Source organism: Pedobacter sp. 22163, assembly GCF_052045595.1.
Taxonomy (GTDB): domain Bacteria; phylum Bacteroidota; class Bacteroidia; order Sphingobacteriales; family Sphingobacteriaceae; genus Pedobacter.
The window spans coordinates 630,532-648,564 of sequence record NZ_JBQEPM010000002.1 but is presented as its reverse complement, the minus strand read 5'-3'; the positions used below and the strand labels follow the sequence as shown (position 1 = coordinate 648,564).

The window sequence follows — 18,033 nt, the reverse complement described above, 5'->3', positions numbered from 1 at the left end:
TGATAAAAATTAATCACCTAATTCCAATTGGTTTTTCACAAGCTGATAATACTCACCCTTCAAGCTGGTCAATTCAGCGTGCGTTCCCTGTTCAATAATGATACCCTTGTCCAGCACCACGATATTATCGGCGTTTTTAACAGTGCTCAGCCGGTGCGCCACTACGACGACCGTCCGTCCCTTGAAAAAGTTTTCCAGATTCTGCATGATTACCTTTTCATTATTGGAATCCAGGGCGTTAGTTGCCTCATCAAAAAAGATGTATTCGGGATCTTTATATACTGCCCGCGCTATGAGTATCCTTTGCCGCTGCCCCTGGCTGATCCCGTTTCCTTCGGTGCCGATTTTCGTATTTAGGCCAAGAGGCAGGCTTTCTATAAAATCTGTTATATTCGCCATATGGACGGCGTGCCTAAGCTTGACCATATCCGGATATTCATCTGCAACGGCAATATTCCGGGCAATGGTATCCGAAAAAATAAAGCCGTCCTGCATCACCACGCCACATATGCCGCGCCAATAACGAAAGCTGATCTGGTCAAGGTAACCGCTACCGACTTTAATATCGCCCTTTTGCGGTTGGTAAAAACGCAGCAATAGTTTTAATATGGTTGTTTTACCGCTTCCGCTCATACCTACTATAGCCGTGGTTTTACCCTGTGGTATAGTCAGGTTTATCTTTGAAAGGACAGCTTCGTTTCCCGCCCCCGGATAAGTAAATGTGATATCGCGTAGAGATAAGCTCATATCATCTGGAAGCTCTTTCACAAAGCTTTTTTCAACCGGCTCCTCATCTGCGAGTTCTCTCACTTCATTCAAACGTTCCAGCGAAATCTTAGCATCCTGTAGCTGCTGTACAAAGCCCAGCATCTGCTCAATAGGACTGTTAAGCTGGCCGATAATATATTGAACTGCCATCATAGCCCCCAAGGTCAATTGGCCGTCAATAACCGACTTGGCGACCAGAAAGGTGATAAGGATGTTTTTACCTTCGTTGATAAAAAAGGTCCCCGCCTGTTGGTACTGTCCAAGCTTCAGGCTGGAAATACTAAAACGGAAAAGCCCGGCTTGCAGATGCTCCCATTCCCAGCGTTTCTGTTGCTCACAATTATTAAGCTTAATCTCCTGCATCCCATTGATGAGTTGAACGATCGAACTTTGATTTTTGGCAGAGAGATCAAATCGTTTGAGATCAAGCTTACGTCTTCTCTTAAGAAAAATGACAACCCATAAACTATATAAAATCGTGCTTACCAAAAAAATGAGGAAAATGGTCACGTTATAATAAGCAAGTACAAAGCTAAATATAACCAGGTTGAACATGGAGAATATAACACTCAATGTAGAACCTGTCAAAAAAGATTCTATCCGTTTCTGGTCGTTCATGCGTTGCATGATATCTCCGGTCATCTTTGTATCAAAGAAGCTGATTGGCAATTTCATCAATTTGATGAGAAAATCGGTCAGGATAGAAATATTGATGCGTGTACTGATATGCAGCAAGATCCAGGACCTGATAAAGTCTACACTCATCCGGCCAATGAAAAGCATGGTCTGGGCAATCAGAATAATATAAATAAAATTCAGGTTCCTTGTATTGATCCCGATGTCCACGACAGACTGGGTAAGAAAAGGCAAGATCAACTGTAAGAGACTCCCAACGCCAAGACCGACTAAGATCTGGACCACCAATGCCCTATGCGGCTTTAGGTAGCCGAGAAGATAAGAAAGGTCTAATGGTTTTCCACCATCTCCCTGTTGCTCATAGAATTGCGGCGTGGGGGTAATAATTAGCCCAAACCCGTCAAGACTGCCATCATAAGCTTTTCCAATCCAATATTGCAGCAATTCACTTTCAGAGTAGGTTATTAGCCCGTTTCCCGGGTCGGCAACATAATACCGGCCATTCTTTATCCTATAAAGTACTACAAAATGGTTTTTATTCCAATGCAATATAAGCGGGAGCTCAACTTCATTTAAAAGTTCAATATCCAGACGTGCTCCGTTAGCCCTGAAGCCAATCTTCTCTGCCGCCTCGCTGATGCCCAAAAGCGAAACACCCGCACGGTTGATGCCAGAGAGATCTCGCAGCTTTTGAAGACTAAAGTTTTTGCCGTAATGCTTGGCTATCATGCGCAGACATGTCGGGCCACAGTCCATTTGATCGGGCTGCTGGTAGTAGACGAAGGACTTCAATTTCGGAATTGGTTAAATAAATAACAGTAAAGTAAGCAGTTTTAAAATTAGGTATTGATCATTTAGGAAAGAGCTCCTGGAGCTTCTTTTCCAGCATGTCACCCCGCAGGTCCTGGGCGATGACCTTGCCCGTAGGGTCTACGAGAAAATTTGAGGGAATGGCGGTGACACCGAAAAGTGATTTAGCCTTTTCATCGAAATCACTCACATTCGACCATAAATCTATACCGTCTTTATGCATGGCAGCGATCCACTTATCCTTATCCCCCTGGCGATCAAGCGTCACGCTTAAAATATCAAAGCCTTTTGATTTAAATTTTTGGAAAGCTTTGATCAGAGCGGGATTTTCGTCCCTGCAAGGCCCGCACCAACTTGCCCAGAAATCAAGCAAGAGATACTTCCCTTTATAATTTGACAGCGCAATCCCCCTTTTCCCCGTTGGATCCTGCAAAACAAGATCCGGTATATTTTCCTGTACTTTTACGATTGCTTTTGCTTCATCAATTTTAGCAGATAATATCTTCGCGGAAGGAAAACTTTTTATCCCTGTATCAAGCGATTGATAGAGTGAACGGATGAAGTCGGGCTTAGATTTTATTCTTGGAGACGCGATTGGCGTCATTGCGTATTTCCAAAGTGCATATAACCCTACCACAGATGATTTATATATGAGCACATTTTTTTTATATGCGTTCTCTTCAATAACAGTAGCAAGGGAATCTTTTAATCGGGATATTTCACCTTCGACCTGTTCAATGGACCTGTTTTCATAGCTGACGTTTTTGAGTAATGAATCCCTTTTGAATTTGATGGAACGCTCCTGCCTGTCTATTTCCAAAAAATCCTGGTTAATAGATGTTTTGTTCCTCAATGCGGGCTGCAGGCCATCTTTAAAATAGAGCTCCTGCATGGAAGCTCCCGTCCAAAAACTTACTGACGTTGACTTCGATTTTTTCCAATAGAAAATAAAGCTAAGGAGCATTGGTTCCTCCAGAGCCATTGCAAAAGACAGTTTACCATCGATAATGGTACCACTATCATATCTGGTGGCAGCGCTGCTGATGGTATTGATCACAATAGCAATCTTTTGAACAGAGTCCTGCAAACCTTTTAGATCTGCAATAACCTTCAAAGGGCCTTGATTACTTGTCTGCGCAAATAAAAATTGTGATTGAAAACAGATCAGGAAAAATAAGGTTAATAATCGCATCCTATTTATTTACTTTACAAAAAGACGATCCATTCTTTTCTTTAATGCAACTCCCTGCTTAGTTGACCTTAGCCGCTCGGACAGCAATTGATAATATACCCGGGGATCTCTACCCTGAGCTTCAAGCTGGGAACGCAGTGGAAGTTCATACATCAAGACAACATATTGCAATTGAAAGAGACTCATTGGTGAATCAGGATATTTTTTTAAAAATCCAATCTCTTGATCATTATCCAACATCTTATAGTATTCTTCCATTTCTTTGGTCAGCTTGCCACCTTTTGTAATACCCGCTGATGCCAAAGAATCCTTATTTTTTATTTCCAGTGTCAAATCTTCCACAACAATATGCCTTGCCTTAGCAGACCAGATACCTTCTTTTACCTTGGAAATTGTTTCAGGCATGGTAATGTTAGCCCTATCGTCAACAAAAATATACGCAGTCTTTAAAATATCATCTCCTAAGTCGACTGTACCCTTGAATTCGGCGATCCCATCGTTGATCGGGACAATCAGGAACTTTCCCGTATCCTGGGTGGAGCTCAGATTTTTGGGCATCGCTAAGTAGGCATACTTAGCTTTAACATTAGTACCGAGAACTGTCTTTATATGATAGTTCATCACTTGACTACAGGTCACAATGGGCAAGAGCAACAGGAATAGGATTTTGATATATTTCATATTACTTGGTAGTTGATAATAGTAAGATAGGTAAAATAACAGGTCATGCGACCTGTTATTTTACTTTTAATTTAAGTTGTCTGACTAGGTGCATAACGCGCGCAGGCATTCGCTGCATGCTCCAATGAAAGACCATACGCAATGCTGCAATTAAAGCAGATATCATAACTCGCCCAATTACCTGTTGAACATACATTTCCACCGGTTACATTTTTCATCTCAGCTTTGCTGAGTAACATTACTTTTTTCATTTTTTAATGGTTTACGTTGTTGTAAATATTTTTGTCGTCCATCACGCAGGAGCAACTTCAGCGATGCAGGTAAACGCCGGCATTCGTTTTTTTCGGACAGCTTCGTTGCAACTTATCTGCCCTTTTTGCGCAAAAATTTCGTTCAGATTCTCTTGGATATATCTCTTGCCAATACTTCAGTTCAGAAGATACCTTAGATCTTCAGGACTATATACACTCGGTAACTTATAGCCGTTTATGAGAATGGTCGGCGTAAAAGTAATATCCGCCATTTCACACCACTCTTTTTGTTTTTTCCTCATATTGTCACCGTTATCATTGTTAGCTAGTGGATATTTAGCAGACCAGTTTTCATAGGTTTCTTTTTTCGAATACCAGTGTGCCAACGCCTGCCCGGCAAGCTCCTTATCATCTGATAAGGTCAGTGCCGATAAATGCCGCGCGGCTTTTGTGCGAAAGTCATCATCGCTGTCTGAAGTAGAAAAGATAACTTTGACTAGTATATCCTTTTTAGTTTTCAATAAGTCTTCCATAAGGGTGTGCGCTTTTGCACATGGATCACAATAAGGATTGCTGACCATTGTAATTACTGTTGAAGCGGTTGGATTCCCTAATAAAATAGGGAAAAGCTCATCACCAACCGCATACCTAGGCTGGCTGGTTAAAACCTGCCGGAATAGGGAAGTATTATATTTAAACTTATTCAATTGTTGCTTGAAGGGCCGCACCGCTCGTTTAAATGATATTTTTAACAATGACCATACGACAATGGGCGTCAAAAAAGAAATGGGCAGCATATATAAGAGCGCTACGTCAAATGTTTTACCGAAAGAATGAAAACCCACATTCACCAGGAACTCAGCCCAAAGGACAATTTGGATAAGAGAACATAAAATACACCACTGCTTATTCCAAAACTGGTAGCTTAATGACCAGATGGTATACGGTAACGCGAGCACATTCAACCATGCCAGTAAACCGATAGAAGAAGGATATATCAGTAATAGTAAAAACGAGCCTGTAAAATAATATAGTCCGATCTCACTCCAGCTCAGCCAGGGAGACAATTGCGCGGACTTCGATTTTAAGATGGTATCACAACCGCCCTTACCGCCTAGGCTGCATAGATTTTGTACAAGTGAATTTTTTGGGTTTACACTTTGAATAAGCAATAACATGCTAATTGCGCAGCCAATACATTTGACCAAGCACACAGCGAGATAATTTCCTGAAAAAGAATGAGAAACAATTGTTAGCCCAAGCATTGAAAGACCTAAAACAAAAGCGGTAGGATAAAGCATTTTTTGTAGAAAACCAAATACATACTGTCCCAGGTAACCCTCCTCGCCGCTCCGATCGGTTTTTTCCGCGTAAAGTGCGATCCCATCCCATCTTTCCAGAAAAACATTTTCATTCATTAAAGCATGTTTCTGGTATTCATCACTATAATGTATGTTTCCATCTTCAATGCCATGTACGAGAATAAATCTTCCGCCATGTTCAGGGAAATGCGCAGTGAAAGGGAATAACAGATCATCCCGGTCATAATCCGCTTTGTCAATTTTAAAGGCGTCGTTTTTTACATTCCATTTATCTAAACAGTCACTCAATGATAAAATACTGGGATATTCAGGATGTTCCTGTACACAATTCTCCGCCGTCAGGTTGGTCACCCTAACATGCAAGTGTTTTACAAGGTCAGTTGCAATACTTTCCAGGTTTTGTTTCTGTGCTGTAAAGAGATTCATGTTAAGTTGTGATCGCTTATATTGTTCAGGTAATTGATAAGAAGGTTCCAAATAAAATTTTCATAGAATAGGCCACGCTTGCCACCCTTCTTTGTTTTTACTAAGTTTCTCACTTTTTATCTCTAATCAAAGGGGCCAAAACCACAATTACACCAAACCGCCTCTCAGATGGACAACATACCTACTGTTCATTGACCAACACGAAAAAAAACTGATAAGAAATGCTTTTTTTATGATGAAATCGAAGCGCCCAGGCGTTCTTTATCGAACAGAACTTTCGAAAAAAAATCCTAAATGACACTTTCGACTCATAAAAACTACGTGGAATCGCAGAAAATCTGTAGCGCAATTGGATCAGGTCAGATATAAATTTTTTATAGATCTTGGAATTTCTATTTAAAAGATGTACCGACCATACACGCATTTCGTCCTGAAATATAACCGTTTGGTGTATTACACTTGGAGACTATACTAATAAATTATACTTTTAATTAATTTCACAGATACTTTATACCTATTATTATGAACAACAAGAAACTAACAAAAAGAGTACAATTCGTTTTTAAAAGAAAGCCGATCATGAACCTTACAAAAGAGCAAATGCGACAAATTTACGGTGGAGACACTACGGGAACAACCGCAGGTCTATCTACAGAACCTACTTGTGTGGAAAACAAGCCAACGGTTGGAACTGTCAGCAACTAATAAAGTCAGGCAGGCATTATTAAATCATAAAACTGAATACTGATAAAAATCAATATGTCCAAATATGTAAGGAATCTCGTTCCATTTTTTTTTATTTTCATTTTTTTTTCTTCAAAAGCCCAAAACTGCAATTGTGGGGACAATTTTAAGTTCGTAGTCGAAAGAATAAAAAAAAATTATGCTGGTTACAGCGACAAGGTAAATTTCTCAAACAAAGACAAATTTGAAAGATTTACCGATAGTCTACAGAATGAAGCTAATAAAGCAGCTACCTATCAGTGCCTGCCGGTTTTGAGGACATGGCTTGCTTTCTTTAATGATAAGCACATTGGTGTCACTTACGACGATAGTGGCTACAGCAAGGAACAAATTAGAACCTATTATTCGAAAGAGGAGAAAACGAATTGGACAGATTCGATCTTCGCTTCTTATCTAAACAAAAAGCAAAGTGGTCGGGACAGCTTGGAAGGCCTGTGGAAAGATCAGTCTGGAGCTTACCAGATAGGGATAGTCAGGGACAAAGAAAAAAAAAATGATTTCATTGGCTTTATTATTAAGGCTGACGGTGCGCGATGGGTGCCCGGGCAGGTAAAACTAAAGATTTCCAAAAAAGGCGGCAAGTATTTCCTTAAGTATTACAGGGCTGTTGATCACTCGCTTAATTCTCTTTCATTTAATAAAAGAAAAGATACATTAATACTTGGCGATGCCAATGTTACTGCAAAATGGTATAGAAACTCAGTTATTGTTCCTCAGTCCTCTCAAAATGAGCAGAACTCTGCCATATCTTCGGTATTTAGGATTTTGGATGACAAAACCTGTTTATTTGAGATGCCTGCATTTGCATCATTAGAGAATGTAAAAGTGATGGATAGTCTTATCAAAAAAAACGCTGGTGAACTGGACAAACGGGATCATTTAATAATCGACCTTAGAAACAATTACGGCGGCTCAGTGCTCGGTTACGATAAATTGATTCCGTATCTTTATACAAGTCCTATTTTAACTGAAGGCGCAAACGTACTGGCCACCGAAGAAAATATCCGGGATTATTATGGCAAGATCCCATTAAATGCATCCGACACCAGAAAAAAGGTACTGGAGAGAAATCTCAGTATTCTCAAAGCACACGTTGGTGAGCTTTATCCTTTATATCCTGTGGATACGGTCAGAATGCCTAAAGTATTAAGCTATCCAAAATATGTATCTCTGATCGTCAACAAGAGCACGGCGAGTGCTGCGGAACTTTTCATCTTACAGGCAAAACAAAGCTCTAAGGTAAAAATTTACGGCACTAACTCATCCGGGGCTATAGACTATCTGGAAGTGGTAAGGATTGAACTGCCTTGCGGTTTTTATCGCCTGGGTTATCCTGCATGTAAATCATTAAGATTGCCCGGGCAGCCACTGGATAACATCGGGATCAAGCCTGATATAGAAATTCCACTCAAAGTATCTGACTGGATAGATTTTGTAAGAACACACAGGACAAAATAAAAACATGAAAAAAAATCACAGAATAATACTGTTCCATGTCATTTTTTGGGTTGTATACATGCTGATAAGTACCCTCATTGAATTTGCCCTTAATCCGAAAGACTATGCATTTAGTATCGGAGATTTTTTCTTTAGCCAGTTTCCCAATATCTGTACCTTCTACTTATGCATTTTTGTATTCGCTAAATATGTCAGTCCGGTAAAAATCATTCCCCTAGTAATTGCGGTAATTGCTGTTTACCTGTTTTCATATGTACACTGGTTTGTAACAGCGTACCATATCCGGCCTTTGATAAAAGCCAATGGCGGGCCCACCACCACTTTTCATGTTTGGACGTTTGCAATTGCCGTTCTTTGGCTATATATCAAATATTCATTTTTTGCCTTCGGGTATTATTACTCCAACGAAACCATTAAACATCAAAAAAGGCTTCGCATTATCGAAAAAGAAAAGCACCACGCGGAGTATGCCTTCCTCAGAGCCCAGATCAATCCCCATTTTTTAAACAATACGCTTAATTTTTTCTATGCTAAATCATTGCCGCTGTCTTCAGAACTGGCCGACGGAATTATGGCGCTGAGTGAGATCATGCACTATTCTTTAAAACAGGACAGGGAGGACGAGACCACATTGATCGAAGAAGAGATTGCACACATCAGGAATGTGATCAACATTAACCAGCTCCGTTTTAACAATGAACTGCAAGTACTTTTCGAGGTAAACGGCCATACTGCAAATGCACGTATTATCCCCCTGATCCTGATTACCATCGTCGAGAATGTATTAAAACACGGTAATTGTACCGATGAGTCAAACCCAGCGAAAATCATCCTGAACATTAGTGAAGAGGAAAGTTATGTACAGTTGAAAACCTATAACGCAAAGAAAAAAGGCCCTAAAGAGTTATCCAGTGGCATAGGCATGGAAAATATCAGAAAAAGGTTAAGCCATCATTACGGAAAAGATTATCAGCTCTCTATCCAAGAAACAGAAACTGATTACACGCTTGAAATGATTTTATTTCAGATCTACCACAACAAGGCAACAGCATACAATACCAGTAAACATTCCCCTTTATTTCCGGTAGTACTTACCAAGCCACAATATCCTTTACCATGATAAACTGTATTATTGTTGATGATGAGGCACATGCTATAGAAGTTTTACAGCATCACATCAAGTCTATTCCTCAACTGAACCTGATCGCCAGTTTTACAAAACCCACTGAAGCCATTACCTTTCTGAGCGGACAGCAGGTGGACCTGATATTTCTGGATATCCATATGCCGGAAATATCGGGAATAGAATTCATTCAAACCGTCCGCCACGAAAACTACCATTTTATCCTGACTACTGCTTACCGCGAATTTGCACCCGATGGATTTGACCTTGATGTGGTTGATTACCTTATCAAACCCATATCCCTGACCCGATTTTTGCAGGCGGTTACGAAAGCCCAAAAAGCAATCAGCCAGTCTAAAACAGATTGGGTTAAAAATCCCATAGAAACTGAATACTTCATGGTAAAGGGACAGATTAAAGGCAAGATGATTAAAATCAATCTCATCGATATAGATTACATCGAGGGCATGAAAAATTACGTGGCTTTCCATCACAACGGCATTCGTACAGTCGCCCTGACCACCATGAAGGAAATCGAAGGAAAGTTACCTGAGCAATATTTTATCAGGGTTCAAAAGTCCTTCATCATTGCCATAAAGAAAATCACCGCCCTTGATGGAAACCGCGTTATACTTAAAGATGTCTCTTCGGAAATTTTAATCGGTGATACCTATAAGCAACATTTCCTGGAAATAATCAAGAAAAAGCAGATTATTTAATTATCAGGTAAGGCAATAAATTTACACCATAATCTTTTATATCCCGCATTTAACCATGGAACTGACCTGCTACATTGTTGGTGACACTTTCACAGATAAAATCAATGTAGAGCAAAAGGGATAATGGAAGTGTTAATAGTAAAAAGGTAAAGTCCTGGGTAGGGTTATTATTGATGGCATCCCTATCGGCCGGGCTTTCTGCTATATCTCCCATATCGGGAGGCTGCCGCTGCAATCACTGATGCAAAAAAAAACGCATTTTCTAATGGGCTGATTTTTGCTTATCGCTTGGTCTATAGCAATCAATATTCTATGCAGCTATGTCAATGATGGTACCAACCACCAATAAATGAATAACTTTCACCTAAATAAGTTAACAAAATAAACCTTCAAACAGTCCCATTCGACGGTTTATTTTGTTAAACACCTTTCGTCTGCTTATTTTTCGCTCCTATTTCATCAGGCTGATATTGGTCAGACCACCGTCAGAAAGAATTTCCGTACCCACGATAAAGGATGATTCCTCAGAAGCCAGAAATACAGCAGCATTCCCAATATCTGAAGGCAACCCTTGCCTGCCAACCGGCGTAATATCGATCCACATCTGCTTCACCTGATCCAATTGCTCTTCGGGGACGATCTTTCCGAAAACCGGAGTGTCAATAGACCCGGGTGAAAGCGTGTTCACTCTTATTTTTCTGGGCAGCAGATCCGAAGACAATCCTTTGGCAAGCGATATGACAGCTGCCTTCGCCGCGCCGTAAATGGTCATCCCGGGTGCAGCCCGATGAGCTGCACTAGATCCGATGAGTATAATCGATGCACCATCATTTAAGTAAGGCAGCGATTTTTGGACGGTGAAATAGGTGCTTTTCAGATTGAGATCCATATAACTGTCATAGTTTTCCTCAGTGACATCATTAATTGCGGCCATCGGCATCCCATCAACGACACCTCCAGCATTTACTACAAGGACATCGATCTTGCCAAACCGCTCGGTGGTTCTATTGAAAATGTTTTCAAGATCTTTGTTGACCGTGACATCTGCTGTTACACCCAAAAAGTCAGTGCCCAGTTCAGTTACTGAACGGTCCAATGTTTTCTGGTTTCTACCGGTAATTACGCCCACTGCACCTTCATTTTTGAAGGCCTCGGCAATTCCAAAACCAATCCCACTGTTGCCGCCGGTTATAACAGCGACCTTATTCTTTAATTTATTCATTTTATTGATTATTGAGCAACAAAATTAGGCTATATAAATATATTTTAGTTACTTTGTTTCAAAAAGTAACAGTAACCTTGAGGTAACAAAGTAACATGGACTGCAAACCAATAGATCAAAATGATCGTAAAAAAGAGATGATGGCCATCCATGATGCCATGGATGTTTTGAGTGGAAAATGGAAAATTTACATCATCTCATCGATATGCCATTACAATAAGCGGCGATTCTCCGACATTCTAAATGATGTTATCGGAATTTCAAACAAAATGCTCAGTAAGGAGCTGAAAGAGCTGGAGGTCAACAAGCTGGTTAAAAGAACCGTTTTAGACACGCACCCTGTCACCATTCAATACGAGCTTACCAAACACGGCAAAACGTTACAGACCATAATCAACAACCTGACGGACTGGGGAATTCAGCACCGGAAAGAAATTATTGGATAAAGCGAAACACCAAGCGCAATTCTAGTCCTCCTGGTTAATGGTACGCTAAACAGAAAGAGCAGGATTTACATACTTTATCCAAAATTCCCAGAGTCAACCTGTTCTCCAAGTTCCGCGACCCACCGATCCAGATAAAGGTCCCTCCCGCTATGGTATTCCCAGGCGGAACCCCTTTTGACAATATTTAATTGATTCCCATCAAAGTCGATACGAAAGCTATACACATTTTCATACCCGTCCTGGAAAATAAGAAGTGTACAGGTGTACTTCCGTCCTTCAGCACCCGTAAAAAAATATTTTGACCTAAGCATAAAGAAATAGTCGAAAAGGAGCTTCCAAAATAGAAAATAAAATCGTCAATCCAAATACGGGCTAAATGCAAACAAAAAACCGTTTTTTTTCTATGTTTTGAGTGACCAAGAATTAGAATTCAGGCAGAAATTTAATTGGAAATTGTGTTTCATACGATCTCCCTGACAGAAGACATTTTTTACAGTAGTAAAATGTAAAGTTTCTGATTTATTTAACAAGCACCGCTTCTGATCTACTAGCCACACTGGTACCTAACCGCTCACTGAAACCTGCCAGGAAAGAGATTGAAAGATAAATATAATGTTCCTTTCCTTCTAATTTGATAGGTAGCATTCCGGCGTTTATGAGTCCGTAAAGAAATATTGCAAATCCTATTCCAATCAAAGGTCTCACACATCCCGTAAAGAAAAGAACGGAGGTATCACTCATCTTGCTAAAGTCCTGCAACCTGACCAAAATACTCACTATACTGCCCAAACCGCCAGCAAGTATGACAGTCATTAAATCATTTTTCTGTTTAATAAATTGAGGCGTCCCATCTACCATTACAATGTTCACAACCGTTACTACCAACAGCATCACCAATGTTGTTGCAACTAAACCATAAAACGCCCTCCCTTCAGGAGCCGCGGCATGTAACTTCTTTTGACACCAGTTTCCTCTGGCCAGACAGCTGATGTTTTTTCTACTTTCATATGCCATTTTCAGATTGGGTTCATCCAGCATCAGCGTATTTAAACAAAAATAGAATTCTTGCTCGCAGAACAACTTGCGGCTTTGCTGCTGCGCCGTTTTTTCCTTCATATTTTCTATTGAATGTCTTAGCGGCATGAGTTTGGCAATTTCATATTGCACCTCAAGGGCATGCTGTTTTTTAACACATAAGGCAATCAGGTTTTTAATTTTAATCTGAAGTTTTTGCCATTCGGCGGAAGATGATTCCAGCCTAGGCTGCGATGCTATAGACGGTTTTTGAGACATGATGTAGCGTTTTAATGAGTAGTTTGGTTACGCTAATATACTGATAAAGTGGTTTTTATCAATATTGAAATATATTAGCAAACATTCATTATTTCTGACATACCTGTTGGCCGGGCTCCTTTCAGCTATATCTCCCGTACCGGAATGATGCTGGTGATCAGAAATAAGGGGACTTTAACACGCTAATCAGCTGACTGACTTAAACACTTTGTTTTAAGGAGCTTACTTTTTTACTCTGGAAATCCCGTTCTGCCACCTATAATTATTCTATTTTAAAATTGAACAAATTGACACCTTACCGGCCAGGAAATATTCCCCGGCCAGTTTGATGCCACGGACGATTTAAAATCAACGCTGGTTCTGTTCAATTCCCGAAAGAACAACTTCCTGATCGGGAATGGGAAAAACATATAATGGAGAATTTGGAAGCAGTATATAATCAGCTGCGCCTACTTTTTTTGTAACCGTCACAGCAGTCTCTACATTCAGATTCAGTCTGCGGAGATCCCCCCATCTCAGCCCCCTCACCAACAGCTCCTTCTTGCGCTCAATCAGTACTTTCTTTAAGGCATCCTTCTGATCAATTGCAGAAACAGGAACGTATTTACCTGTTTTCCATCGATTGATAAGCAGCTCATTAAGAACCCTTATCCCTTCCTCTACCCTGTTCAATCTTATCAGGCATTCAGCTTTATTAAGGTAAACCTCATCTAAGGCAACACCGCTGAAAAGGCCTATATTGGACGAATAAATCAGTCCCCTTGCGGTATACCTTCCCCCGGTCCTGGCCAGGAAATAATAAGTTTTCCGAAGATCATCATCAGCATAGCTATTGTAAAGCTGCTGGTCTACAAAATTCAGCGTAGAGTTTAAAAAGGTATAGCTGACCATTCCCGTATTAAACAGAACTTCGACATTTCCCTTTGGTGTTAAAAAAGGAGATACATTAAAATCGTAAAGTTTTGACTTCAGTTTCAGGCACTCCTGGGCATACTCCAGCGAAAGGTTATAATCTCCCATTAACAGATAGATCCTGGAAAGCATGGCCAGAGCCGCCGGCTTTGTGGGCCTGTTTGTAGCAAGTCCTTCAGCGGGAAGCATCAATGCAGACTTCTTAAGGTCATCAGTCATCTGCCCATAAATCTGGGACAGCGTCCCTCTTCCAGGGCGGAGATTAACGTCCGAGCTAAGGTTAACAGGCAGGCCTAAATCAGTAGACGCACTTCCACTATAACCCTTGGCAAACTTCTGGCTCAGATAGAAGTAGCCCAGAGCCCTGAAAAACAGCGCCTGGCCTTCTACATCTTTAGCTCCGGTTTCAGCAGCGGCGGAGCTGTTCTCATTCAAGCCGTCCAGAACGACGTTGGCAACCAGAATGATCTGGTAAGGATAAGTCCAGTCAGAGGAGGCCTTCCCCTCAAATATATCCTTTGCCCATATATACGAGTTCTTTTCTTCAGGCTTGTAAGCAGCGTAACCATTATCTGCAGGGCTTAGTTCATCCCCTGCCAGAAGCTGAAGGCCCGGGCTTTTGTTCATCAGTGATGTATTGTCCAGAAGCGACTGGAACTCGGAAAGTTTCGTTGGCACCAGAAGAGATGCAGACTGTTTTTTGTCCAAAAAATCTTTATCGCATGCGCAAAAAAACAATGGTATTATTGTCACCGCAAATAAAGACAGATAAGTTCTTTTCATATTGTTCATATTTAAAATCCAAGATTGAGACCAAAGGCAAACTGTTTTGGTGGTTTTATTCCCGATGGATAGTCTGGGTCTATCCCCTTATCATTAGCAGCCCAGATGATCCCAAGGTTTGAAGAATAGACATAAGCCATCAAACTTTTAAAACCCAGCTTCCTGCACCAAACTGAGGGAAGCTGATAAGAGAGCCTGATATCCTGAAGCCTGATATGATCCCCTTTCTCCACCATAGCCCTTGATCCCCCATAAAAACTGTCACGGGAGAGATTGTTCACGAGTGGCATCGAGGGAACATCGGTAAAGCTTTCATCGCCCGGTTTCTGCCACCTAAAGGCATAATCACCTGTACTCGCCCTGCCTTCAAATAGCTGGTTATACACCAGCGCATTGCGCCGGAAATAATATCCCAGGCGGTAAGATATGTTGAAAGACAGGCCCAGCCCCTTGTAGCTGAGGTCATTTCTGAACGAACCGAAAACAGTAGGCCTCATGGTGCCCACATAAGAAATATCAGACCTGCCCGGGTTGTTCACCATCTTCACATAATCCTTGCTGACCTCTCCGTTCAGGTAGCCTAAAGGATCTCCGGTCTTTGGGTCAAGGCCCGCATAGTTATAGGCAAAAACCGAATACTGTGGATACCCCTCTGCGGGCACAACATTGGAAATCAGCTGATAGGCCAAAGCCTGCTTGAGCAGGTAGGTTGAAACAATATCGCGGCTATAGCTAAACAACAGGTTTGCCGTCCATTTCAGATCATCCTTTCTTAATATCGGCACAACGAAATTTGCATCTATCCCCTTGCCTTTTGTGGCAGCAGTATTGCCCGTAAACGAACTTATCCCGGAAGACGGTGGAAAAGGCGCTGCCCCGATCAGGTCCGTTCCGTTTTTTAAGTAGGCATCAATGGATCCCGAAAGCCTTCCTTCAAACAGGCAGAAATCAACACCCGCATTCAGTATCTGTACACGTTCCCATCTAAGCTGCGGGTTCGGAGGGTTAAGGATAACGGCATATGGCAATCCGTAAGAAAAGTTATTTGAATTGCCTGTCCCCTGATTGTAAACCGCGGTGGTAAAAGCAGAGAGGCTGTTGTTTACATTTCCGTTGTAACCATAACTCGACCGGAGGCGCAGCTCATCAACTACTTCCGAAGAGAAAAAAGGTTCTTTGGCGATATTCCAGTTCAGGCCTACCGACCATAAGGGTACCCCTTTCTGGTTTGTCTTAACCCCGAAAATATTACTTTTGTCCATCCGGGCGCTGGCCGAAAAGGTGTACCTGTCTTTAAAAGTATATCCAAGGTTTGAATAGTAGCTGATGAACCTGTCGCTGAGCGAATTCCTTTCATTGTTCTGGGAAACCTGGTTAAATGTACTGTTTGGATTATAAAGAAGGGTATAATAGGCCAGGTAATCTACATAACCGGAAGATTCGTGTTCACTGTCATACCCGTAAAGCCTGGCATTACGGATCGTGGTCTTTCCATCTTTTATCTCTACACCCGCTATGGCCGAAACATCATGGTTTCCAACAACCTTGTTATAGTTCAGTTGGCTACGAAAAGCATGGTTTGCAAGGGAGCGCATCTGCTCATCCCGTACTGACCCAACTGGGACATTCCGTCCGAGGCTACCATCAGCACGGACGAAAGAAAACCGGTTGATCAGGTCCCTGGTAGAAAAACGGTCCAGCCCTGCATCAGAAATGTTCTCTGAAGAGCTTGATGTATAAATATAATTCGCGAAAAGCTTCAGTCCCCACCCGATACGGTAATCGAGCTGTGTGCCCATACGGTAATCACGGAGAGATACAGTTGAGCCTGGACTTTTGACTTCCTGCAAAGGATAGAAATTCCAGTCAAGCACCCCGGGATACTTCTGCGTCATTTCTGATGCAAACCCGGCACGGTATACAGAAGCAAAAGGGACCGGGTTACCGTTGTCATCGGTAAGCCTGGCATAAGGATAAAGCCCGTAGTAGTTTGTAGTTACAGCATCAATAGTCCTGTTGGCATCAGTAACACTTTGGGTAAACCGGAACTCCGGGCTGATCTCAAGCCTTCCGGAAAACAAACGGTAGCGGTTACTGGCCGTTATCGTATAGCGTCTGTATCCATTGCCTTTTAGGTTCGCACGGTTGATATCAACGCCCCCCGAAAGAAAATAATACGAATCCTCATCCCCTCCCTGTACATTGAGTGCATACTGCTGCTGAACAGCAGGCTGATAAAAATAACGTTCAAGATCATGCCGCACATCAACGCCCCGCAGCCTATCGATCCCCCCTTGCGCTTCAGCCGGAGAAATCTTCCCGTTTTTCGCGGCATATAGGTATTCAACAACAGGTGTCAGGGCGACCCGGTTGTCCGACTGTTGGTTGGCATCATAAAAGCCTGTAGAAAATAACCTGATCTCATTATCAATATAATCAGAACTGCTCATCCTGGACTCTCCGAAAAGATCCGGTCTGCCAGCGATATTCAGTGTACTGGAAAAACTGAAAGCAGCAGGTTTGTTAAATGTCCCCCTTTTACTGGTAATGACAATTACCCCATTGCCCGATCTGGCACCCCATATCGATGCCGCAGCCGCATCTTTTAACACCGTTATACTCTCGATATCGTTGGGATTGATATTTTCCACCCTTCCTTCATAAGGCATGTTATCAAGTACGATCAAAGGATCTGCCCTGGTAAAAAGTGTACTTCTACCCCTGATACTGATATCGCTTTCATTGAGCTGCACGCCAACGCCTTTGTTAAAGGTCAGACCGGGAACCATATCCGCCAAACGCTCCAGTATCCCCGGACCGACACTTCTGTTGATTACTTCTGTTGAAACCCTTACGGCACTACCCGTCAGCCTTTCCTTTGAAATCTGCTGATAGCCTGTACTGATGGTAACCTCCCCCAGATCTTCCGCTCCACGTTCAAGGTAAACTGGAATATCTTTTTCCAATGGAAACTTTAAACTCATCGACCTGGTACGGTAACCTACATAAACAATATCAACGGTATAGGTGCCGGGAGCCACTTTTAAGGTTACCTTTCCTCCGGCATAACTTGAGCCTATTGATTTACCATTAAGCCTGATGTTTGCTCCACTTAATGGGATACTGTCATTAGCTGAATACAGATATAAGTTAAAAGCTTTTTGGGCAACGCCCTGCATCATACAAAGGATAAATCCAAAACTAAAAGCTAAAATGCAGGCACATAAAAATCTGGTTCTTTTCATCA

At 41.7% G+C, this 18,033-nt stretch carries 15 protein-coding genes; 5 read left to right on the top strand and 10 right to left on the bottom strand.

Going from position 1 to position 18,033, the window contains the following annotated elements:
- Positions 1–9: 9 nt before the first annotated feature.
- The 5 genes from ACTJKN_RS07255 to ACTJKN_RS07235 all read right to left on the bottom strand — a co-directional run bounded on the left by ACTJKN_RS07255 (position 10) and on the right by ACTJKN_RS07235 (position 6,086).
- The gene (locus ACTJKN_RS07255; RefSeq protein ID WP_440823671.1) at positions 10–2,196 is read right to left on the bottom strand and encodes a peptidase domain-containing ABC transporter; all 2,187 of its coding nucleotides are present in this window, start codon (positions 2,194–2,196) and stop codon (positions 10–12) included.
- A 58-nt stretch (positions 2,197–2,254) separates the two neighbouring features.
- Entirely contained in the window at positions 2,255–3,406 is a 1,152-nt protein-coding gene (locus tag ACTJKN_RS07250) for a peroxiredoxin family protein (RefSeq protein ID WP_440823670.1), read from the bottom strand.
- 9 nt (positions 3,407–3,415) lie between these two features.
- A complete protein-coding gene (locus ACTJKN_RS07245) occupies positions 3,416–4,087 on the bottom strand; it encodes a hypothetical protein (protein ID WP_440823669.1) in 672 nt (223 codons plus the stop codon).
- Between the two features lie 71 nt (positions 4,088–4,158).
- Positions 4,159–4,338, bottom strand: coding sequence for a hypothetical protein (locus ACTJKN_RS07240; RefSeq protein ID WP_440823668.1), 180 nt, complete (start codon positions 4,336–4,338; stop codon positions 4,159–4,161).
- Positions 4,339–4,514: 176 nt separating this feature from the next.
- Entirely contained in the window at positions 4,515–6,086 is a 1,572-nt protein-coding gene (locus ACTJKN_RS07235) for a thioredoxin domain-containing protein (protein ID WP_440823667.1), read from the bottom strand.
- Between the two features lie 522 nt (positions 6,087–6,608).
- Here ACTJKN_RS07235 and ACTJKN_RS07230 point away from each other — a divergent pair.
- The 4 genes from ACTJKN_RS07230 (at position 6,609) to ACTJKN_RS07215 (ending at position 10,130) form a co-directional block, all read left to right on the top strand.
- Positions 6,609–6,791 (top strand): hypothetical protein, encoded by a 183-nt coding sequence (locus ACTJKN_RS07230; RefSeq protein WP_440823666.1) that lies wholly within the window; start codon positions 6,609–6,611, stop codon positions 6,789–6,791.
- Between the two features lie 291 nt (positions 6,792–7,082).
- The gene (locus ACTJKN_RS07225) at positions 7,083–8,288 is read left to right on the top strand and encodes a S41 family peptidase (RefSeq protein ID WP_440823665.1); all 1,206 of its coding nucleotides are present in this window, start codon (positions 7,083–7,085) and stop codon (positions 8,286–8,288) included.
- A 4-nt stretch (positions 8,289–8,292) separates the two neighbouring features.
- Positions 8,293–9,408: a sensor histidine kinase gene (locus ACTJKN_RS07220; protein ID WP_440823664.1), complete on the top strand. Its 1,116-nt coding sequence runs from the start codon at positions 8,293–8,295 to the stop codon at positions 9,406–9,408.
- Positions 9,405–10,130: a LytR/AlgR family response regulator transcription factor gene (locus tag ACTJKN_RS07215; RefSeq protein WP_440823663.1), complete on the top strand. Its 726-nt coding sequence runs from the start codon at positions 9,405–9,407 to the stop codon at positions 10,128–10,130. The genes ACTJKN_RS07220 and ACTJKN_RS07215 overlap by 4 nt, the downstream gene beginning before the upstream one ends.
- A 49-nt stretch (positions 10,131–10,179) precedes the next feature.
- Here the strand turns inward: ACTJKN_RS07215 and ACTJKN_RS07210 are convergent, their stop codons facing one another.
- Together ACTJKN_RS07210 and ACTJKN_RS07205 are read right to left on the bottom strand one after the other, a co-directional pair.
- Positions 10,180–10,344, bottom strand: coding sequence for a hypothetical protein (locus ACTJKN_RS07210; RefSeq protein WP_440823662.1), 165 nt, complete (start codon positions 10,342–10,344; stop codon positions 10,180–10,182).
- A 237-nt stretch (positions 10,345–10,581) separates the two neighbouring features.
- Positions 10,582–11,352 carry an SDR family oxidoreductase gene (locus ACTJKN_RS07205; protein ID WP_440823661.1) on the bottom strand — a complete coding sequence of 257 codons (771 nt, stop codon included), beginning with the start codon at positions 11,350–11,352 and terminating at the stop codon, positions 10,582–10,584.
- A 95-nt stretch (positions 11,353–11,447) separates the two neighbouring features.
- On the opposite strand from ACTJKN_RS07205, the gene ACTJKN_RS07200 reads away from it, so the two are divergent.
- A complete protein-coding gene (locus tag ACTJKN_RS07200; RefSeq protein WP_440823660.1) occupies positions 11,448–11,798 on the top strand; it encodes a winged helix-turn-helix transcriptional regulator in 351 nt (116 codons plus the stop codon).
- Between the two features lie 519 nt (positions 11,799–12,317).
- On the opposite strand, the gene ACTJKN_RS07195 is transcribed toward ACTJKN_RS07200, so the two are convergent.
- The 3 genes from ACTJKN_RS07195 to ACTJKN_RS07185 all read right to left on the bottom strand — a co-directional run bounded on the left by ACTJKN_RS07195 (position 12,318) and on the right by ACTJKN_RS07185 (position 18,031).
- Positions 12,318–13,091, bottom strand: coding sequence for a hypothetical protein (locus tag ACTJKN_RS07195; RefSeq protein WP_440823659.1), 774 nt, complete (start codon positions 13,089–13,091; stop codon positions 12,318–12,320).
- A 348-nt stretch (positions 13,092–13,439) separates the two neighbouring features.
- A complete protein-coding gene (locus ACTJKN_RS07190) occupies positions 13,440–14,786 on the bottom strand; it encodes a RagB/SusD family nutrient uptake outer membrane protein (protein ID WP_440823658.1) in 1,347 nt (448 codons plus the stop codon).
- 11 nt (positions 14,787–14,797) lie between these two features.
- Positions 14,798–18,031 (bottom strand): SusC/RagA family TonB-linked outer membrane protein, encoded by a 3,234-nt coding sequence (locus ACTJKN_RS07185; protein WP_440823657.1) that lies wholly within the window; start codon positions 18,029–18,031, stop codon positions 14,798–14,800.
- Between the last annotated feature and the right edge of the window lie 2 nt (positions 18,032–18,033).